The 15,846-nt window shown below is 57.3% G+C and carries 8 protein-coding genes; 4 read left to right on the forward strand and 4 right to left on the reverse strand.

The window, feature by feature from the left end; genetic code table 11:
* Positions 1–23: 23 nt before the first annotated feature.
* On the reverse strand, positions 24–1,811 hold the full coding sequence (locus SSA02_RS01400; protein ID WP_147092624.1) for a thiamine pyrophosphate-requiring protein: 1,788 nt from the start codon (positions 1,809–1,811) through the stop codon (positions 24–26).
* A gap of 290 nt (positions 1,812–2,101) precedes the next feature.
* Here SSA02_RS01400 and SSA02_RS01405 point away from each other — a divergent pair, with 290 nt between their 5' ends.
* The 4 genes from SSA02_RS01405 (at position 2,102) to SSA02_RS01420 (ending at position 10,059) form a co-directional block, all read left to right on the forward strand.
* The gene (locus tag SSA02_RS01405) at positions 2,102–3,298 is read left to right on the forward strand and encodes an alpha-hydroxy acid oxidase (protein WP_186807621.1); all 1,197 of its coding nucleotides are present in this window, start codon (positions 2,102–2,104) and stop codon (positions 3,296–3,298) included.
* 105 nt (positions 3,299–3,403) lie between these two features.
* Positions 3,404–4,558 carry a catalase family protein gene (locus SSA02_RS01410; RefSeq protein ID WP_186807622.1) on the forward strand — a complete coding sequence of 385 codons (1,155 nt, stop codon included), beginning with the start codon at positions 3,404–3,406 and terminating at the stop codon, positions 4,556–4,558.
* A 922-nt stretch (positions 4,559–5,480) separates the two neighbouring features.
* Positions 5,481–9,053 (forward strand): Hint domain-containing protein, encoded by a 3,573-nt coding sequence (locus SSA02_RS01415; protein WP_147092139.1) that lies wholly within the window; start codon positions 5,481–5,483, stop codon positions 9,051–9,053.
* A gap of 334 nt (positions 9,054–9,387) precedes the next feature.
* Positions 9,388–10,059, forward strand: coding sequence for a Crp/Fnr family transcriptional regulator (locus SSA02_RS01420; protein WP_147092140.1), 672 nt, complete (start codon positions 9,388–9,390; stop codon positions 10,057–10,059).
* A gap of 564 nt (positions 10,060–10,623) precedes the next feature.
* On the opposite strand, the gene SSA02_RS01425 is transcribed toward SSA02_RS01420, so the two are convergent.
* From SSA02_RS01425 to SSA02_RS13025, 3 genes are all read right to left on the reverse strand, one after another.
* Positions 10,624–13,308 (reverse strand): TonB-dependent receptor, encoded by a 2,685-nt coding sequence (locus SSA02_RS01425; protein ID WP_186807623.1) that lies wholly within the window; start codon positions 13,306–13,308, stop codon positions 10,624–10,626.
* A gap of 931 nt (positions 13,309–14,239) precedes the next feature.
* On the reverse strand, positions 14,240–14,401 hold the full coding sequence (locus tag SSA02_RS13020; protein ID WP_186807624.1) for a hypothetical protein: 162 nt from the start codon (positions 14,399–14,401) through the stop codon (positions 14,240–14,242).
* Between the two features lie 532 nt (positions 14,402–14,933).
* Positions 14,934–15,782 carry a DUF1868 domain-containing protein gene (locus tag SSA02_RS13025; RefSeq protein ID WP_147092142.1) on the reverse strand — a complete coding sequence of 283 codons (849 nt, stop codon included), beginning with the start codon at positions 15,780–15,782 and terminating at the stop codon, positions 14,934–14,936.
* Positions 15,783–15,846 lie beyond the last annotated feature (64 nt).

Below are 15,846 nucleotides of genomic sequence, written 5' to 3' on the forward strand. Positions count from 1 at the left end.
AAAGGCCGCTCGTTCGTCTCTTCTCACTCCTTCCTGTGCGGCAGGAATGTCGCCAGCATTTCCTTCGCCGAACCGCGGATCATCTCCTTCAGATCCGGCTCCGTCCTGAGACAGGACAGGAAGGCTTTCGCCTGCTCGAGCGTGATATGTGGCGGGAGAGGCGGAACCTCGGGATCGGTGCGGGCTTCAAGTATGACAGGACGATCCGCCTGCAGGGCATCGTCCCATGCCGACGCGATCTGATCCGGATGATCGACGAGAATGCCCTTGAGACCCAGAAGCTCGGCATATTTGTGGTAGGGAAAATCCGGGATGGACTGGGTGGCGGTCGTCTTGCCCTCTCCGAGCTGCACGCGCTCCTCCCAGGTGACCTGATTGAGATCGCGGTTATTGAGGACGAGCACGACGAGGCGGGGATTGTCCCATTGTTTCCAGTATTTGGAGATGGTGATCATGACGTTCAGACCATTCATCTGCATCGCCCCATCTCCCATACAGGCGATGACAGTGCGCTCTGGATAGGCCATCTTGGCCGCGACAGCATAGGGCGTGCCGGCGCCAAGGGAGGCGAGACCACCGGAAAGCGATGCTTTCATGCCGCGGCGTATCCTGAGATCGCGGGCAAACCAGTTGGCCACCGACCCGGAATCGGCGGTGATGATCGCGTCGTCCGGAAGACGGGGAGACAGCTCCCAGAATACGCGCTGCGGGTTGACCGGATTGGCGTCGGTCATCGCCCGCGCCTCGAGGACCTTCCACCAGGTTTCGACCTCACGCTCGATCTTCTCGCGCCAGGAGCGATCCGTCTTGCGTTCGAGCAGCGGCAGAAGCGCCTGCAATGTGGCGGCGCTGTCGCCCTGGAGGCAGACATCCATCGGATAGCGCAGGGAGAGATTGGCAGGATCGATATCGATCTGCACGCCGCGGGCCTGACCCGGGTCCGGCAGGAACTCGCTATAGGGATAGGACGATCCGACCATCAGGAACGTGTCGCATTCCTTCATCAGATCCCATGACGGCTTGGTGCCGAGCAATCCTACCGACCCGGTGACATAGGGAAGCGCATCCGGAACGGCGGCCTTTCCGAGCAGCGCCTTGGCGATGCCGGCACCCAGACATTCGGCGATGGCGATGAGTTCGTCCGTCGCCTCGAGCGCGCCCGCTCCGGCAAGGATTGCGACCTTGCGGCCTGCATTCAGGATCCTTGCGGCTTCTTCCAGCCCCTTGCGGTCCGGAACCGAACTCGTAACGGTTTCCCCTATCCCGGTATGGGTGAAGCCATGCGCGATCGGAGCCTCCTTGTAGGGAAGCTCCTGCAGATCGTTGGGGACGATCACGACGGTCGGTGCGCGCTTGTCACGGGCGATGCGCACGGCCCGATCGATCGCATGACGGATCTGGGTAGGCTCGGTGACCGTGACCACATACTCCGAGGCGACGTCCTTGCAGAGAGACTGGAGATCGACCTCCTGCTGGTAGCTCGCGCCGATACAGCTGCGGGCCTGCTGCCCCATGATGGCGACGACGCCCATATGATCGAGCTTCGCGTCGTACAATCCGTTGAGCAGATGGATGGCACCGGGACCGGAGGTGGCGAAGCACAGACCGACCTGACCGGTGAATTTCGCATGGGCCGAAGCCATGAAAGCGGCCATCTCCTCATGACGGACCTGAACATAATCGATACGCCCCGCATCGATCTCGCGCTGGAGTGCGACATCGATCCCGCCTGCGCCGTCGCCCGGATAGCCATAGGCGCGCCGCAACCCCCATTCCCTGAGGCGTTTCCAGATGAACTCGCTGACATTCATGGACATGGCTCCGGCGCTCCGATTCATCGATTTCGCGTGGCAGTGTGCCGGGGGAACGCCGGGCTCCCGGGAGGTGTTCAGTCCGGCGGGATGAAAAAAGCCCGCGAGAATCCGGACCGGACGGGCGCGAAGGCCCGGAGGGGAAGGGAATCCCGGGCCGGTTCGCTCTCGTTCGCTCCGGTCTCTGGGGGTGAATATCACGCAATCGTGATAATGGCGCGCGCGGGCAAAACCGCGATGGCAACCGTTCCCCGTGGACATGATCCGAACCGGGAGAAGAACTAATGTCCATGACGGCCAGACGGCGCCTGCGCGATATCTATCTGCTTACGGATTTCGAAAAGGCCGTCCGGCGTTATCTTCCAAAAGCCGTGTTCGAATATGTGCGCAACGGCGCCGGTTCCGAGATCAGCCTGAGACGGAACCGGGCGATCTTCGAGCGTTTTCTGTGGCGTCCCTATCGGCTGCGCGATGTCAGTGCCTGCGCGGCAGAGATAACCCTCTTCGGTGAGCGATATGCACAGCCTTTCGGCTTCGCGCCGACCGGTGGCGCTGCGATGACGCGCTACGATGCCGACAGGATAGAGGCCGCCGCAGCGCAGCGTCACGGGCTGTTCTACGCACTTTCCGCCAATTCCCTGACACCGCTCGAGGACATCATCAGGGTCAACCCGCGCGCCTGGTTTGCCGCTTATCTGCCGAGCGATCGGGGCGTGATCGACGGGATGATCGACCGTGTCTCGCATGCGGGCTATACGGTTTTTCTGGTCACTTGCGACGTCCCCGTGCCCGCGCAACGTATCCCCGAAACCCGGGCCGGATATGCGATGCCGATCCGTCCCAATCTGCGTGCGACCCTTGGCGGCCTCCGGCGTCCCGGCTGGACGCTCGGCACGCTGGGGCGGACCATTCTGCGCGATGGAAACCCGAGGATCGTGAATATCCGGCCGCAGGGCGGTCCGGGCCTGTTTTCGAGGGAAATCGCTTCCGTGGGTGGGTCGCCCTGTTTCACCTGGGATCATATCCGCCATATCCGGGCCCGCTGGCGCGGCAAGCTCGTGCTCAAGGGAATCATGCGTCCCGAGGATGCCAGGGAGGCGGCCGCGATCGGCGTGGACGGAATCGTCGTGTCCGATCACGGGGCGCGGCTGCTCGATACGACCGTGGCCCCGCTCGAGATCCTGCGAGAGATCAGGCATGCGTCCGGCTCCATGACGGTCATGGTCGATAGCGGATTTCGCACGGGCGGCGATGTGCTCAAGGCCATGGCGCTCGGTGCGGATGCGGTGATGATCGGACGCCCCTTCCTGCAGGCCTGCGCCCTTGCGGGGGCCGCGGGGCTCGATCGTGCAGTATCGATTCTCCGCACGGAGATCCTGCGCGATCTGGGCCTGCTCGGCATATCCCGGCTCGAAGCGCTGGACATGACGCTTCTCAAGGACCTTCACGAGGTGGGATTTGCGCAGATGGCGCCGGACACGGTCTGAGTCATGTGTGACCGGTCGCGTGACCCGACTGTGCGTCCGGCTGCAACTCCGTTGTCCGGGCGAGGTTGAAGGCTGCGCACCCCGCTGCAACCGAAGGAACACGACATGCTGCCTCCCGTTCTCTACGATCCGGGCCTCGAGATGCCCGCCGCCGATGAGGAAGGCGTCATCCGCGACATCCTGACCCAGTTTCACAGGATCGTCTCGGCCACGCATCGCGATCTCGGACATGCGGAGAGGGGGGTACATGCGAAAAGCCACGCTTTGCTCGAGGGCTCCCTTCATGTGCATCGGGATCTGTCTGCCGAACTGGCGCAGGGGCTCTTTGCGACACCCGGCACCTATCCGCTGGTTGCACGTCTTTCCGCCATACCCGGCGACCCCCTGCGCGACGCCGTATCAGGGCCGCGCGGTCTGGCGCTCAAGATCGACGGGGTCGAGGGAGAGCTGCTCGAAACCGCCGGGGGGAATGCGGTGCAGGATTTCCTGTTCGCCAATGGGACGGCGTTCGGCGCACCGACGGCCTATCAGTTTCTGCAGTCCTTACGCCTGCTGGCCCTGACGACGGATCGGGCTGAAGGCGCGAAAGCCGCTCTCTCGCGGCTGCTTCGCAGGGTGCAGCGTGTGCTGGCGCGTTTCGGGCATCGCTCCGCGATGCTCGATGCGCTCGGCGGTTTCCTGCCGACCCACCCCCTTGGCGACCGGTTTCACTCCCAGGTTCCCCTGCGTCACGGTCGCCATGTGGCCAAATACGATATCGTGCCGGACTCCGAAAATTTCCGACGGCTCTCCGGGGCGACCATCGATATCGATCGCGATCCTTTCGCGATCCGCAACGCAATCTCCCGGGTCATGGCCGCAGAGGGCGGGCGCTGGAGCCTGCGCGTGCAGCTCTGCCGCGACGTCGAGGCCCAGCCGATCGAGAATGGCGCCGTCGAATGGAGCGAGGCGATCAGCCCTTTCCAGAATGTCGCGACCATCGAATTGCCGCCACAGACGAGCTGGAGCCGGGAGCGCGCCCGCTCGCTCGAGGACGCGCTGTGTTTCTCACCCTGGCAGGGGCTCGAGGCGCATCGCCCGCTTGGCAATATCATGCGCGCGCGCCGCGCCGCCTATCCTTTCTCCTCCGGGCTGCGCGGCCGTCTGAACGGCTGTCCCGTTCACGGTCTCTTTCCGAAAACCATCCACAAGAACGGTCGTTCAGATCAGGCTCAGCGCTCGGAGCAGGCGCATGATGCTGACAGTGAGGCTGCGGGCTGAACAGACGACGGTCGGGTCTCTGTTATGGTGCGTGGCGACGCACCGTCACGGCGCAATCCGGGCTGCAGCTGTGCGACAGGATAACGGCGTCGCGATCCACATCTGATGTATAAACGAGCAGATTCGCGCAAAAATCCAGCCTGTAACGCAGAAACAGCTTTCTCTCATCGGAAATTCGGTTCCGGACAGATTGGTATGTGCAGCCGCAGCGAGCCGAAAACCAGCCCGTAGCGGAAGAACGGTCCACGAGGGCGGCAGTGCCTGAAAGATGGTCACCTGGGCAGGCATCCTCATGAAGCCGGACCGTGGATTTCTTTCGACAGGTGTCAGAAGCGACGACCTGTTCACGCCTCATATGCGCCCCCCGAATGGATGACCTGGCGACTTCTTCTCTCCGAAGATCCAATCCAGATCGGTCGTGCCGCTGATGATGCGCTGACGATTCCGCCTGCCTGCCATCGAGCCGGTTTTTCATGCGAACGAAGATACCTATGGATCATCCCGCCAGCAGAGCCTGCTGCAATTCGCGACAATGATCGTGTCCCAAAGGCGTAGGCTGCTTGTCCCGCGGCTAATACCGATCGTTCTGTGCAAGGGGTTCTCAACGCCCGGGGAAATGTGACCTTCATCACCCGCAAGGCGCGGATAAGCGTCGGGTTCTGGCGGCTGAACCCGGCAAAATGTTACATTACGTTACTTTATATTGCAAAAGGTGTGCCTGCGCAGAAAAAAATATCGAAGAAACAAGGATAAATCTCTCAAATATATTTTAGTGCTGTTTTTCAAACCCATTTGAGTGGAAGTAGAGATGATTTGCGGATACTCAAGCAATTACTTGGTTTTAATTATTTGAATATAGATCATATCTGATCGTCGAATATCGGCGGCGACATGATGTGAAGAGCTGGGAAGTTCTAGATCCATGAATAGCAATATCCGGAGTGACGACGACGCTCTTGATGTCGTTCAAACAGACCTATCGAAACAGGCGAGTCTCGAAGGCCTCCTTGGAACCGAGGAATTTCAGTCGTTTGCTGCGATGTCGGTTGGGACGATGACATGGTCAGGCGCGCTGGAATGGAAAATCGGCGCAGGCGCACTAACGGTGGAGATTCAAGGTAATATTGATATCGACGCCCTGAATGCTCAGGTAGACGGTTATACTGGTGGCATCAATACGATGTATTGGGGTATATCGTGGGGATTTGGAAGTTGGCACGCCCAAGGTCAAGCTTGGGATCAGATAAACAGCACATTAGGCACTTCCATAGATAATGACACATCTTTCGACTTTCTCCCTTTTCTGCATTATTGTGATATAAATTTCACAGGTAGTAGCATTGTCTCGGTCCCCGTACTGATAGCAGCGCCTGTTTCCCCGGGCGAAGATCCGAGTCTCGAAATCGCTCCAGTGGACGGTGGCGCTGTAGAGATCAGCGGACAGATTGCCTATGCAGAAGGATTCATTAACGTAAAAATCTCTGCCGGATCCCTGACAATAGACAGAGCATTCAGTGTTCAAGGCGATTTTTACATAGGAAAAGGCGCGCGTTACAATTTTGGGGGGGAGGCGGCGGACACCGGGAGCCTGGATCCCTGGATGCGTAAATACGTCGAAAAAATATCTTACTGTAACGGGGCTGCTTCGGCCAGGTCCTTCAACTGTCAGACGCTCGATCACTCGACCGTATATCTGGATGGAGGCGCTGTATCGGTCGGAACCGACGGTATGATGATACTGGATTCCGGATCCAGTCTCCTCGTACGTCAGCCTAGTAGTATTTCGGGTAATTATATAGTCGGCTTCAATGATAACAAAATCATTCTAGACGCGCTCCTCACACTTGAAAAAGACACGAACGTGTTCGCGTCCTGTGATATCGACCTCACCACCGCCGGTTTCACGGGGGCAGGACAGCTTGTCGTCTGTGGCGACACGTTCAATGGCACCACCTGGTCGACATCTACGCTGGATATTGGCGGAAACGTCGATATTGGCAATGTCGCAGTCGGTTTCAACCCACTTTATACGGCAGGGATTGGAGGTAAGTCTGTAGACTTCACGGGAACAAGTAGTCCTGATGCGAATTCGGGCGGAGCCATCGAGGTCACAAGTAGCTTCACTCTGAACGGAAATATCCAGATAGGGGGCGACTCGAATGGCCGTGGGATACTGGATGTGTCCAAGGAAGGCGTGACTATCAATACAGGATCTGTCTCCGCGTGTATAACATTGGAGAATCGTTACGGGGAGATAGTTCTCGCTCCAAATTCCATCGTTCATCCGGAAATATCTGTGAAAGATGGTAGTTTGACGCTGAATGCTGCGGATCAGCTCGATACACTCTCAATCGCAGGCGGTAGTGTCGAGGAGGTGCCTGACAGCTCCGGCAACAGCCAGGCTGTGATCATCAACAAATACGTACAGACAGGAGGCGTCGCAGATATTGCAAACCTGCAGTTCACTGGGGAGGTGACGATCAGCGGTGGAACTCTGGAGGCGCTCGAGATCAATAGCCTTGGCAATATCGCGGTAACCGGTTCCGGGATGATCGAGGTTACCTCCGGGGATATAGCAACGATAGACATATCGACCAGCCGCAATAACATCATCGGATCTTCCTTCTCTATATTGCGACTTCTTTCCGGAAACGAAGGTGATACGACAGTATCCTCGATAAACAACTCCGAGATCATAGTCGCGTCCGGTCAGCTCGACATCACAGCGGATGGAGGAACGGGCAGTTCGCTGGTGCTGTCAGGCGGGGTCGTGCGGATCGAGGATAATGCGGATCTGAAACAGCTATGTATTTCAGGAGGAGATCTGCAGTTACAGGCATCCCTTACGATTACTGAAGGGCTTACAACATCCGAGGGACAACTGGGGCGACTATCCTTTTCAGGCGGCGGATTGATATTTGAGTGTTCTGGCATTTTCGATATCGCCTCGCATATAGTGATAAGCAGTGCCGGAGGCTCAATAGCACTGCAGGCGAGAGGGAGTTCTCTGAATATTCAGGGGACGAGCGAAATCGACGGGAAGTTCATACTGTCCGGAACAGGAGCTTATATAATAGGCGCGGATTGTAGCGGAGGCGGAGACATCATTTTGGAGAGCGGTGTTTCCATGCTGATCGGCGATGGTATATCGATCGCGCCGACAGTCGTCCTCGAAGGTGGGAACACCCTGGATCTGATGGGTCCCGACGCGAGTTTGTCAAATATAGATATATCTGGAGAAAATAACAAGATAACATTCTCAGGAGTCGTTCCAAACAGAAGTCACGTTTGTCTGGACGTCACCATCACGAATTTCGGATCAGGTGTCTTGATCGATTTTCCTGATATTTCTTCTTCACAATATGAGATCATCAAGGCGGTATTCCACGACGGCAGGATCGTGGTGTCATGGAAAAACGTATCTGACGGTAACATCGGAACGATCGAGATCATGAGCGTCTCCGGCCCGTCGCTGAAAAATGGGGAAACGCTCCGGGTTTCAAACGATGGCAGTGGTGGAATAGAGGTCGAAACGTGTTTTTTGACTGGCACATTGATAGACACGGTCAGGGGGTGGTTACCGGTTGAGGATCTCAGAGTGGGGGATTTCGTTCGTACATACAAAAACAGTGCGACCAGTGTTTCCCGTATAAACTGGATCGGCCATGGACATTCTCGCTTCAGGCCAGGGCTGCCGAAAGACTTGTCAGGGATGCCTGTTGTTGTCCGGCGGAATGCATTTGGCGCGGACAGGCCCTTCAAAGACCTGTTCGTGACTGCCGAACACTGCGTTTTCGTAGAAGGACGTCTCATACCGGTAAGAATGCTGGTAAATAACATAACGATATCATATTGCGACGAGATTACTGACTACAGATATTATCATTTCCAAACGTCGGAACATGAGGTCATCTCTGCAAATGGGCTGTATACGGAGACTTATCTCGATACTGGTAACCGTGGAATGTTTGATTCATGGGAGGGTACGGCGTCTTGTGACGGGGTAAGTCCAATTCAGCTATGCGATGATCGTGTTGTAGTCGAGAAAATCTATAGAACTATTTTTCCGAAGTTTGTCGTCGGTTCGAAGGAATGGACGCTCACCAATGATTTCCTCCATCTGAGACTCTCGACAGGGAGAGAGGTATCAGCAAAAAAAATTGACGGTAATATGATGGTATTCGACATACCGGGCGTGGAGATACAGGTTTCTCTCATCTCTCACGCCGCGAGGCCGTGCGACTGCGTTGCTCCTTTTGTTGATGACAGGCGAATGTTGGGTGCTCTTATCGGTCGCATTGTCGTGTCGGATGGTTCCCTCTCTTGCCCGGTCGACCGTCATTTCCGTGACAATCTGCGGGGGTGGCATTGCCTGGAGCAGGGCCCATACCGCTGGACGAATGGGAACGCGTCGTTGCCTTTGGATGTTCCCTTCGAGAAGTCGAAGCCGTGCGAGATAATTATCGAAGTATTGAGTGGATCTCCACCATGCTGACAAAATGTCCCCGGTGACGCAGATCTGGGGCGGCGAGAAAAAGAGCGGTCGTGTTATCCTTGTCTGGTTCTCCGGTGTTCGCGAAAACAGACAGAGCAAACGAATTCATTTACTTGGGATGGAAAGTATAAAAAAGCTGGGAAAACCACGTTCATATCTACCGTCGTAAAATTATAAATCTAGTCGTTGAACTGGTATTCGACAGAATGTTGGATTGCGTATCAATTATGGCGTTTCAGATGCGATACATCGGTCGAGTTAGATTGTGCAATCTGAAGTCTCTTGACGGCACTGAGGCGCATGTTGTTGGTATTTTCTGTGGGGAAGAAGATAGATGAGACATGATTCCGAATTGTTTTCGGACGGACAAGTAGATCCGGGAGTTATAAAGGTTATCACGGAACACAGTACTCTCGTCAGAAAGAACGCGGGGGATAAGATAAGTTTCAATTTCGAAGACAATAAGATTCTGTTATACGTCTTATCGGGTAGTCAGAAGATTATTCAGTATTCCGAGAACGGTTCGGACGTAATACTGGATTTTTCTGGTCCAGGTTCGTTGATCGGATATGCCGAGTTGTCTTACAAGACATTCAGTGTGGAGTTCCTGAGCGCAACTGACGCCTATATCATTCCTTCCCATATCATGCGTTCGATGATGCAAGCGAGCAGCTCGATGCGAAACTATATCATGTCCAGTATGAGTAATCGCCTCAATCATATGATCGACCATGTGGCCTGTCTGGCCACTTTCACCGCGACTCAGCGGCTCGCAAAATTCCTCGCAAGTCGCCGCTGGGAAGGGAGTGCGCCGATAAGGCACGAAAGTCCGATAATACTTCCGATGTCGCAACGGGATATATCCACCTATCTCGGCTTGAGTCGGGAAACGGTAACGAGAGCATTCGCGACCCTGAACCGCTCTTCGATTATATCGATGCAGGGTTACCGTCGTATTCGCATTAACGACGTAGACAGGCTTCTTCATATTTTCCAACGAGGCTGACACAGTCCCTGATCCGGAATCGCGTCTAGGACATTCCGTCATAAGCCTGCCAGACGTCCAGAGAGCAAGTATGTTCTCATCTGGCAGCAATGCCTCCGATGACGAACGTGACGAGGTCGATGCGATGCGTGCCGTTGGGCCAAACTCGCCTGCATTGGGAGACCTATCCCGCAAGGTCCCGGGAGGCGTTTTCACGGTTGCTTGCAGAACCTCACAGGATCCGACGTTGACGGTTCGATTGGCGGGCTTGCAAGGGAAAATCTCCTGTTTGGCGACAGCATTTTCCCCGTGATTGCGCCCGGGAACACAGGAAGGACCGGGGAGGTAGAAAACGTCTGTTGCTTTCATCGCGCGGAAGTCCGTGGCGCATCGTAAACGAAGCTCTCACCGGAATCCTGCAAGGCGAGGCCGGTTATCATGACGCGCGATGTTTTCTGGGGATCGACGCATCAATCCGCGCAAAGTCTCCTGTTCCCGCCAGACCGATGATCATCGTCTGGCGGTCGAGGTATCGCATCGTTCGAATGCGCTCGAGCACGAGCGGCACCGCTGCGGTTCGGGCCGTCAGAATGTGACACGCATACCGCCCCATACCCGTGTTCCGACCCGGTAATGATCGCCGGCGAGGTTTTGTCGCGGCCCTAATGCGGTGCGATAGGATGCCTGAGTCAAATTCGCCCCTTGCACCAATGCCTGGATCCGTGGGGTAATCGCATAGCGCACATTCACGTCCAGCTTGTTTTGCGGGAGCACATACATGTCCATCCAGGGAACTGCACCGTTCCTGTAAAGGCTCTTTCCCTGCCTGTAGAACAGCACGGCGAGATCGAGCTGCCGGATCTGGTAGCTGAGAGCGACATTCACGATGTAGTCGGGCTGACCTGGCAGATTGGGCAGGGAACGGCGACGCTCTCTGGAATCCAGGATCGTGTACCGTGTCGCCATATAAGTGAGATTCGTCGTGAGGCCGACGATCCCCAGACGGCTGGGGAGCACGGGGAGCTTCAGGGCCATGATATTGAGCTCCACCCCATCGACCGACGCGGAGCCGCCATTTCGCACCTGGGTGAAGTTTCCGGTATATGTCACTCCGTCATAGACATAAGGCGCGCTATAGGCGAGGTTGTAAAACTGATTGCTGAGGATCTTGTGAAAGTACTGAACGCTCAGCAGCGCGTTGCCGCCAAGCAGTGAAAGGTCCAGAGCTGCATCGATGTTGTGGGCGAGACGCGGTTTTATGTCAGGATTTCCCGTGGTAATGTTGATCTGCCCCCCGTTGGGTGTTCCAATCGAGTATTGCGGCACGAATGCCGAATAATCCGGCCGACCGATCGTTCTGCTATAGGCGACATGCGCGCTCAGATCCGGCGTGATCCGGTAGAGGGACACGATATAGGGCAACGGTTTGCGGAACGCGGCGCGGTCGTGGACAAGCCTGTATATCGAAGGTGCAACCAGCTTGTAGCTGCCGAAATGATCCGTCGTGGTCTCGTATCTCAGCCCCAGCATCACTTCCGCGACAGCCGATCTGTAACCTCCCGAAACATATCCGGCCAAACTCCGCTCGCTCAGAGCAAAAACATTGCCGAAATTTTTTGCTGACTGATCGATTGTCGAGAATCTCGATGGATTGGCATAACGGACCGCATCTGCCGCATTCCGGTCGATCATGGGGAAGGGGATATGACCGAAATGATCTGACCTTGCATCGTTCTGGAGGAGGACGTCCGACAGGCTGAACTCTCCCGGTTTTCTGGGTGCGAAGCTGTTATATCGCGGTGTGTAAGATGTGTTGGTCTGTGTGAACTGCATTCCGGATCGCAGGCGAAATCCGTAATCATGCGACGAGGCGTTCCATTCGAACCGCGGGAGGATGGACAGCAATCTCTGCTGCTCCTGCATGTTTTGCGTGATCCAGTAATCCCCGATGATCTTGCCATCCTTCGCGAAAATCGCAGGATCGGTCAGTGACGCGCTCGGCACGAAACGCGACGTATCGTAGGAAAAACCGATATTCGGGGAGGAAATCGTGGAGGTGGAGCCCGAGTTCGACACTCTCACGCCCGCAGCATATTTGATCCGGTTCTGATACTCGTCGGCTGAGGCCTGGGACCCGCTCAGATCCAGAGACAAACGCGCATGAGGAGCGAACTCGTAACTGTTTTTCCAGAGCAGAAATCTGGTGAACGCCCGGATGGGCTGATATTGCAGTCCCACCTCTGCATCCGCGACGGGATAGTATCCGCTTGTCCCCGTGACGTTGAGGGGGGCACCCGTGCCGAAAGCGCCCGTGCCTGCAATGGCGCTGTTCGGCGTGCGGGTCATGAGAAGCTCGTTCCGGGTCTCAATTTCCTGACTGGTATAGTAGCCGCCCGCAACGGTACTCCTCAGCGCTTTGCCGTGCCTCAGTTCGATTTTTCCGAATACGCTGGCCCGCATGGTGTGATCGTCGAATGAATAGCTGTCCAGCCGCGTCGGTACCGCTGCTGAGGCTCCCGGCCCCGGCCCCGCGACGGCCTTCCCGTTCGACCCGTAATATGTCCACCCGACCGAAACCGGATCCGATTTGGACGGTAACCCGACCGAGAGCCCCGTATTGGCGGAGTGGGTCTCCTGATAAGCGCCGGCGACCGTCAGACCCAGCCGGGTTTCTCCGGTTCCGATCCGGTGCGATATGATGGCACTCGATCGAACGGATGGCGCCGCGTCACTTGAAGACGTGCCCGAGGTCGTATCGTAACCCCCATAGGAGATTATATCGACATAGGTTGTCTTTCGCGTCGCGAATGCCGAATGCGTGATCACGTCGGCCTGACCTCCCAGCGCCTGCGGGTCCCATTCCGCCGTCCAGGTTTTCCTCACATCCATGCGCGCCATCAGGCTCGACGGTATCATTGCCAGATTGAAGCTGCGTTTGAGTGTGCCGCTGTTCAGCGAACCGGGATCGATCGAGGCGATCTGCAATCCATCCACCGTAATCAGGTTGTAATCCGCGGCAAATCCCCGGATGGCGATATTCCGGGCGGCACCGCGACCGCGTCCGCTGTTGTTGTTGTAATCGACGGACACGCCGGGAATCCTGCGTGCGGCGTCCACCGCCGTCAGGGCGGGCTGGCGCAGTATCTCATCCCGGGTCAGGGAATCCACGATCACCGTTGCGTCCACCTTCTGCCTGATCTGCCTGCGCTGCGAGGACGATACGCCTCTGACATCGATATATTGATGCTTCGGATGTCGGGCTGCCGGCACCTTCCCGTCATGTCGCTCTGTCGCAGCGGACGGCCGGTTATTCCGGGTAGAGATATCGGTTTCTGCGGCGGCAGGGGGCGGCAAAGCCGCCAGCGCGATTGCGGAAACCAACGAAAGGGAAAGGCGAGCAGAACACGAACAGGCCATTGGACATACCACCCGATTGCAGAGAGCCTCCAATTAACCTGTTACGGGTTTTATTGTTGTGAATATTTCGAGACAGGTGCAATCGCGTTTCCGCTTTGCGAAGCCTGTGTCTAGAAGAAGCCAGGATCCGATGAACCCGAACCGTCTCCCGTCATTCGCCCGATCCCGGCGCCTGCGCCCGGATAATCGCCCGGATAATCGCCTGGGCGACAAGGAAGCACATGGCTGATCCTGCTTCTCCGGCAGAGCGGTATGAGGTCTGGAGCGGACGCCTGAACCGGTCCTATGCACTCGCGCATTTCGGGAAGAGCCTTTTCTGGTATCAGAGCGAGTTTCTCTTCACGTTCTTTCTGATACGCTCGCTTTCCGTTTCGCCACGCGACGCGGCCTTCGTTCTGGCATCGGGCTTTCTCGCTTCAGCCATTCTGGACATGACACTGGGCGCAGGTCTGCGTGCGCGCCTCAACGCGCCGGTCATGTCCTCGAAACTCCAGATGCTCGGGGCGTTCGGAGGCAGTCTGGGTCTCTATCTGCTGCTTTCGTCCCGTTTCGTGCCGCCCGCTCATTCGCTTTCGCTGGCGTTTCTGGGAACGATGGTTTTCAGGGTCTCATACGAGTTTCATGAGATGGGGCAGGACACGCTGCTTTCTCTTTTCCCCCTCACCGATAAAAGGCAAGGCGATCGACTTGTCGGTCTGCGCATGATCGGAAGTGGTGCTGCGGCGCTTCTGGTCGGGCTTGCGATCGGTCTTCTGCTTGGCTGGGGGGAAGGATCACGCGGGGCTCATCGGACCGCGCTGTTCCTCTGCTTCAGCATGACGCCGCTCCTGTCTGTCGGTTCGGCGATCTGGCTATGGCGCGACACGAACGCGCGCTTCGCCCGGAGCGCGGTCTCTCGCAGGACCGGGCGCGATACCGCACGATCCCGGGACCGGGCGGCCGCCATTTCGCGGGCTCCGTTCTACGTCGCGATTTTCTTTTCTGCCTGGATCGGCCCCTGCTTTGCCAGAACACTCCCTTTCCTCGCACAGAAACATGACGCGCAGACGGGGTTGTGCCTGCTGGCCTGCTATCCTCTGGGTATCATTCTGGCTCAGCCGCTCTGGACGCAGCTCGCTTCGCGTCATGAGGAGCGCCGTCTCCTGACGATCCTGTGCGGCATTCTCGCCGCGATGGTTCTTGTCCGCCCTCTCGTTCTGGCGTCCGGAGACGCGATCCTGTCGGGCTGTGCCGTGTTCTTCTTCGGCGGTGCCAGCGGTTGCCTCGGGGCAGCGCTCTGGTCTGGCTTTGCCTATGCCAGCCGCTCATGTCCCGGCGGTATCGCACAAGGATACGGCCGCTACCTCGCCTGCGCCAAATCCGGTCTCGCGATGATGACCCTCTCTCTTGCGACGGGCGTCTCCTTTTCCCCGGTCAGCATGGACCCCGTCTTCCCCGACATACAGGGACTAGCCGCCTGTGCGATACTGGGGGCAGTTTCATCCGCGCTTTGCGCCCAGCGCGAACACGGGGCGATAGGCACTCATATCGTCGAAAACACTGAAAGCCGGGCGTCCGAGTGCGATCGGGGGCATATGTCGCGCAAGACGGTCCTGCCAGGCCAGAAGCCGCTCCCGGCAACGTTCCTTCGTCCGTTCGTCCATCGGGGTGATCGGATAGCCGATCGTCGCGTGGAAAACATAAGGCGGTCGCGCAGGATCGAACATTCCGAGATGACGCCCGATCTTCTCCCTGAGGTGTGTCAGGGCTTCTTCGGTCTCCCGATCGGCCGGACACAGCCGCACGCGCATCTTTCTGCCATCGAGAGCCGGGTCCATATGCGCGGCCATCATCCTGAGGGATGCCGGAACAGGATAAGGAAATGTCGCAAGTTCTTGCGCCATCCATTGATCGCAAAACGATGCGGATGCGTCGCGCCCGAGCGCGCGTGGCCAGCCCGCTTCGGTTCTGAGGCCATCGCTCAATCCTTCGAAGACGGTCATGTGATAGCTCGAAGGCGGCAGGAACGCGAAGGCCGCAGCCCAGGGACCGCGCTGCATCGATTGCGAGAACGCCTCCATTTCCGTGAAGAGAACGCTGTCCTTCCCTGTCCGGGGCAGGGGGCAGATGATCGTGTTGCCTCGATAGGGTCGGACACGCCCGTCGGGATAGAATTTTCTCTGGCTGAGACGCGTCCCCGGTCCGGATGGATCGCCAGATGCGAGAGCGCCGCGCGAAAAGGCGGCCGCCGTGGCGACGGTCGCGACCACCGCTGTTCCCGACAGACGGATCAGCGCCCTCCGGCCCGCGAATTCCGGATCATGTGTCAGTGGGAACCTTGCGGACATTGAGTTAGACTTTCCAGTTCACATCGGAAATTTAACCCGTATCAGGTAAATCAATGCAGTCTGC

The sequence above is a fragment of the Swaminathania salitolerans genome, from assembly GCF_007988945.1.
Taxonomy (GTDB): Bacteria; Pseudomonadota; Alphaproteobacteria; order Acetobacterales; family Acetobacteraceae; genus Swaminathania; species Swaminathania salitolerans.

What these genes read in the sequence shown, in the direction of transcription:
- SSA02_RS01410 (WP_186807622.1), top strand. Translation starts at nt 3,404, where the DNA reads ATGCTGCCTCCCGTTCTCTACGATCCGGGCCTCGAGATGCCCGCCGCC.
- SSA02_RS13025 (WP_147092142.1), bottom strand. Translation starts at nt 15,782, where the DNA reads ATGTCCGCAAGGTTCCCACTGACACATGATCCGGAATTCGCGGGCCGG.
- SSA02_RS01400 (WP_147092624.1), bottom strand. Translation starts at nt 1,811, where the DNA reads ATGAATGTCAGCGAGTTCATCTGGAAACGCCTCAGGGAATGGGGGTTG.
- SSA02_RS01420 (WP_147092140.1), top strand. Translation starts at nt 9,388, where the DNA reads ATGAGACATGATTCCGAATTGTTTTCGGACGGACAAGTAGATCCGGGA.
- SSA02_RS13020 (WP_186807624.1), bottom strand. Translation starts at nt 14,401, where the DNA reads ATGGCGGCCGCCCGGTCCCGGGATCGTGCGGTATCGCGCCCGGTCCTG.
- SSA02_RS01415 (WP_147092139.1), top strand. Translation starts at nt 5,481, where the DNA reads ATGAATAGCAATATCCGGAGTGACGACGACGCTCTTGATGTCGTTCAA.
- SSA02_RS01405 (WP_186807621.1), top strand. Translation starts at nt 2,102, where the DNA reads ATGACGGCCAGACGGCGCCTGCGCGATATCTATCTGCTTACGGATTTC.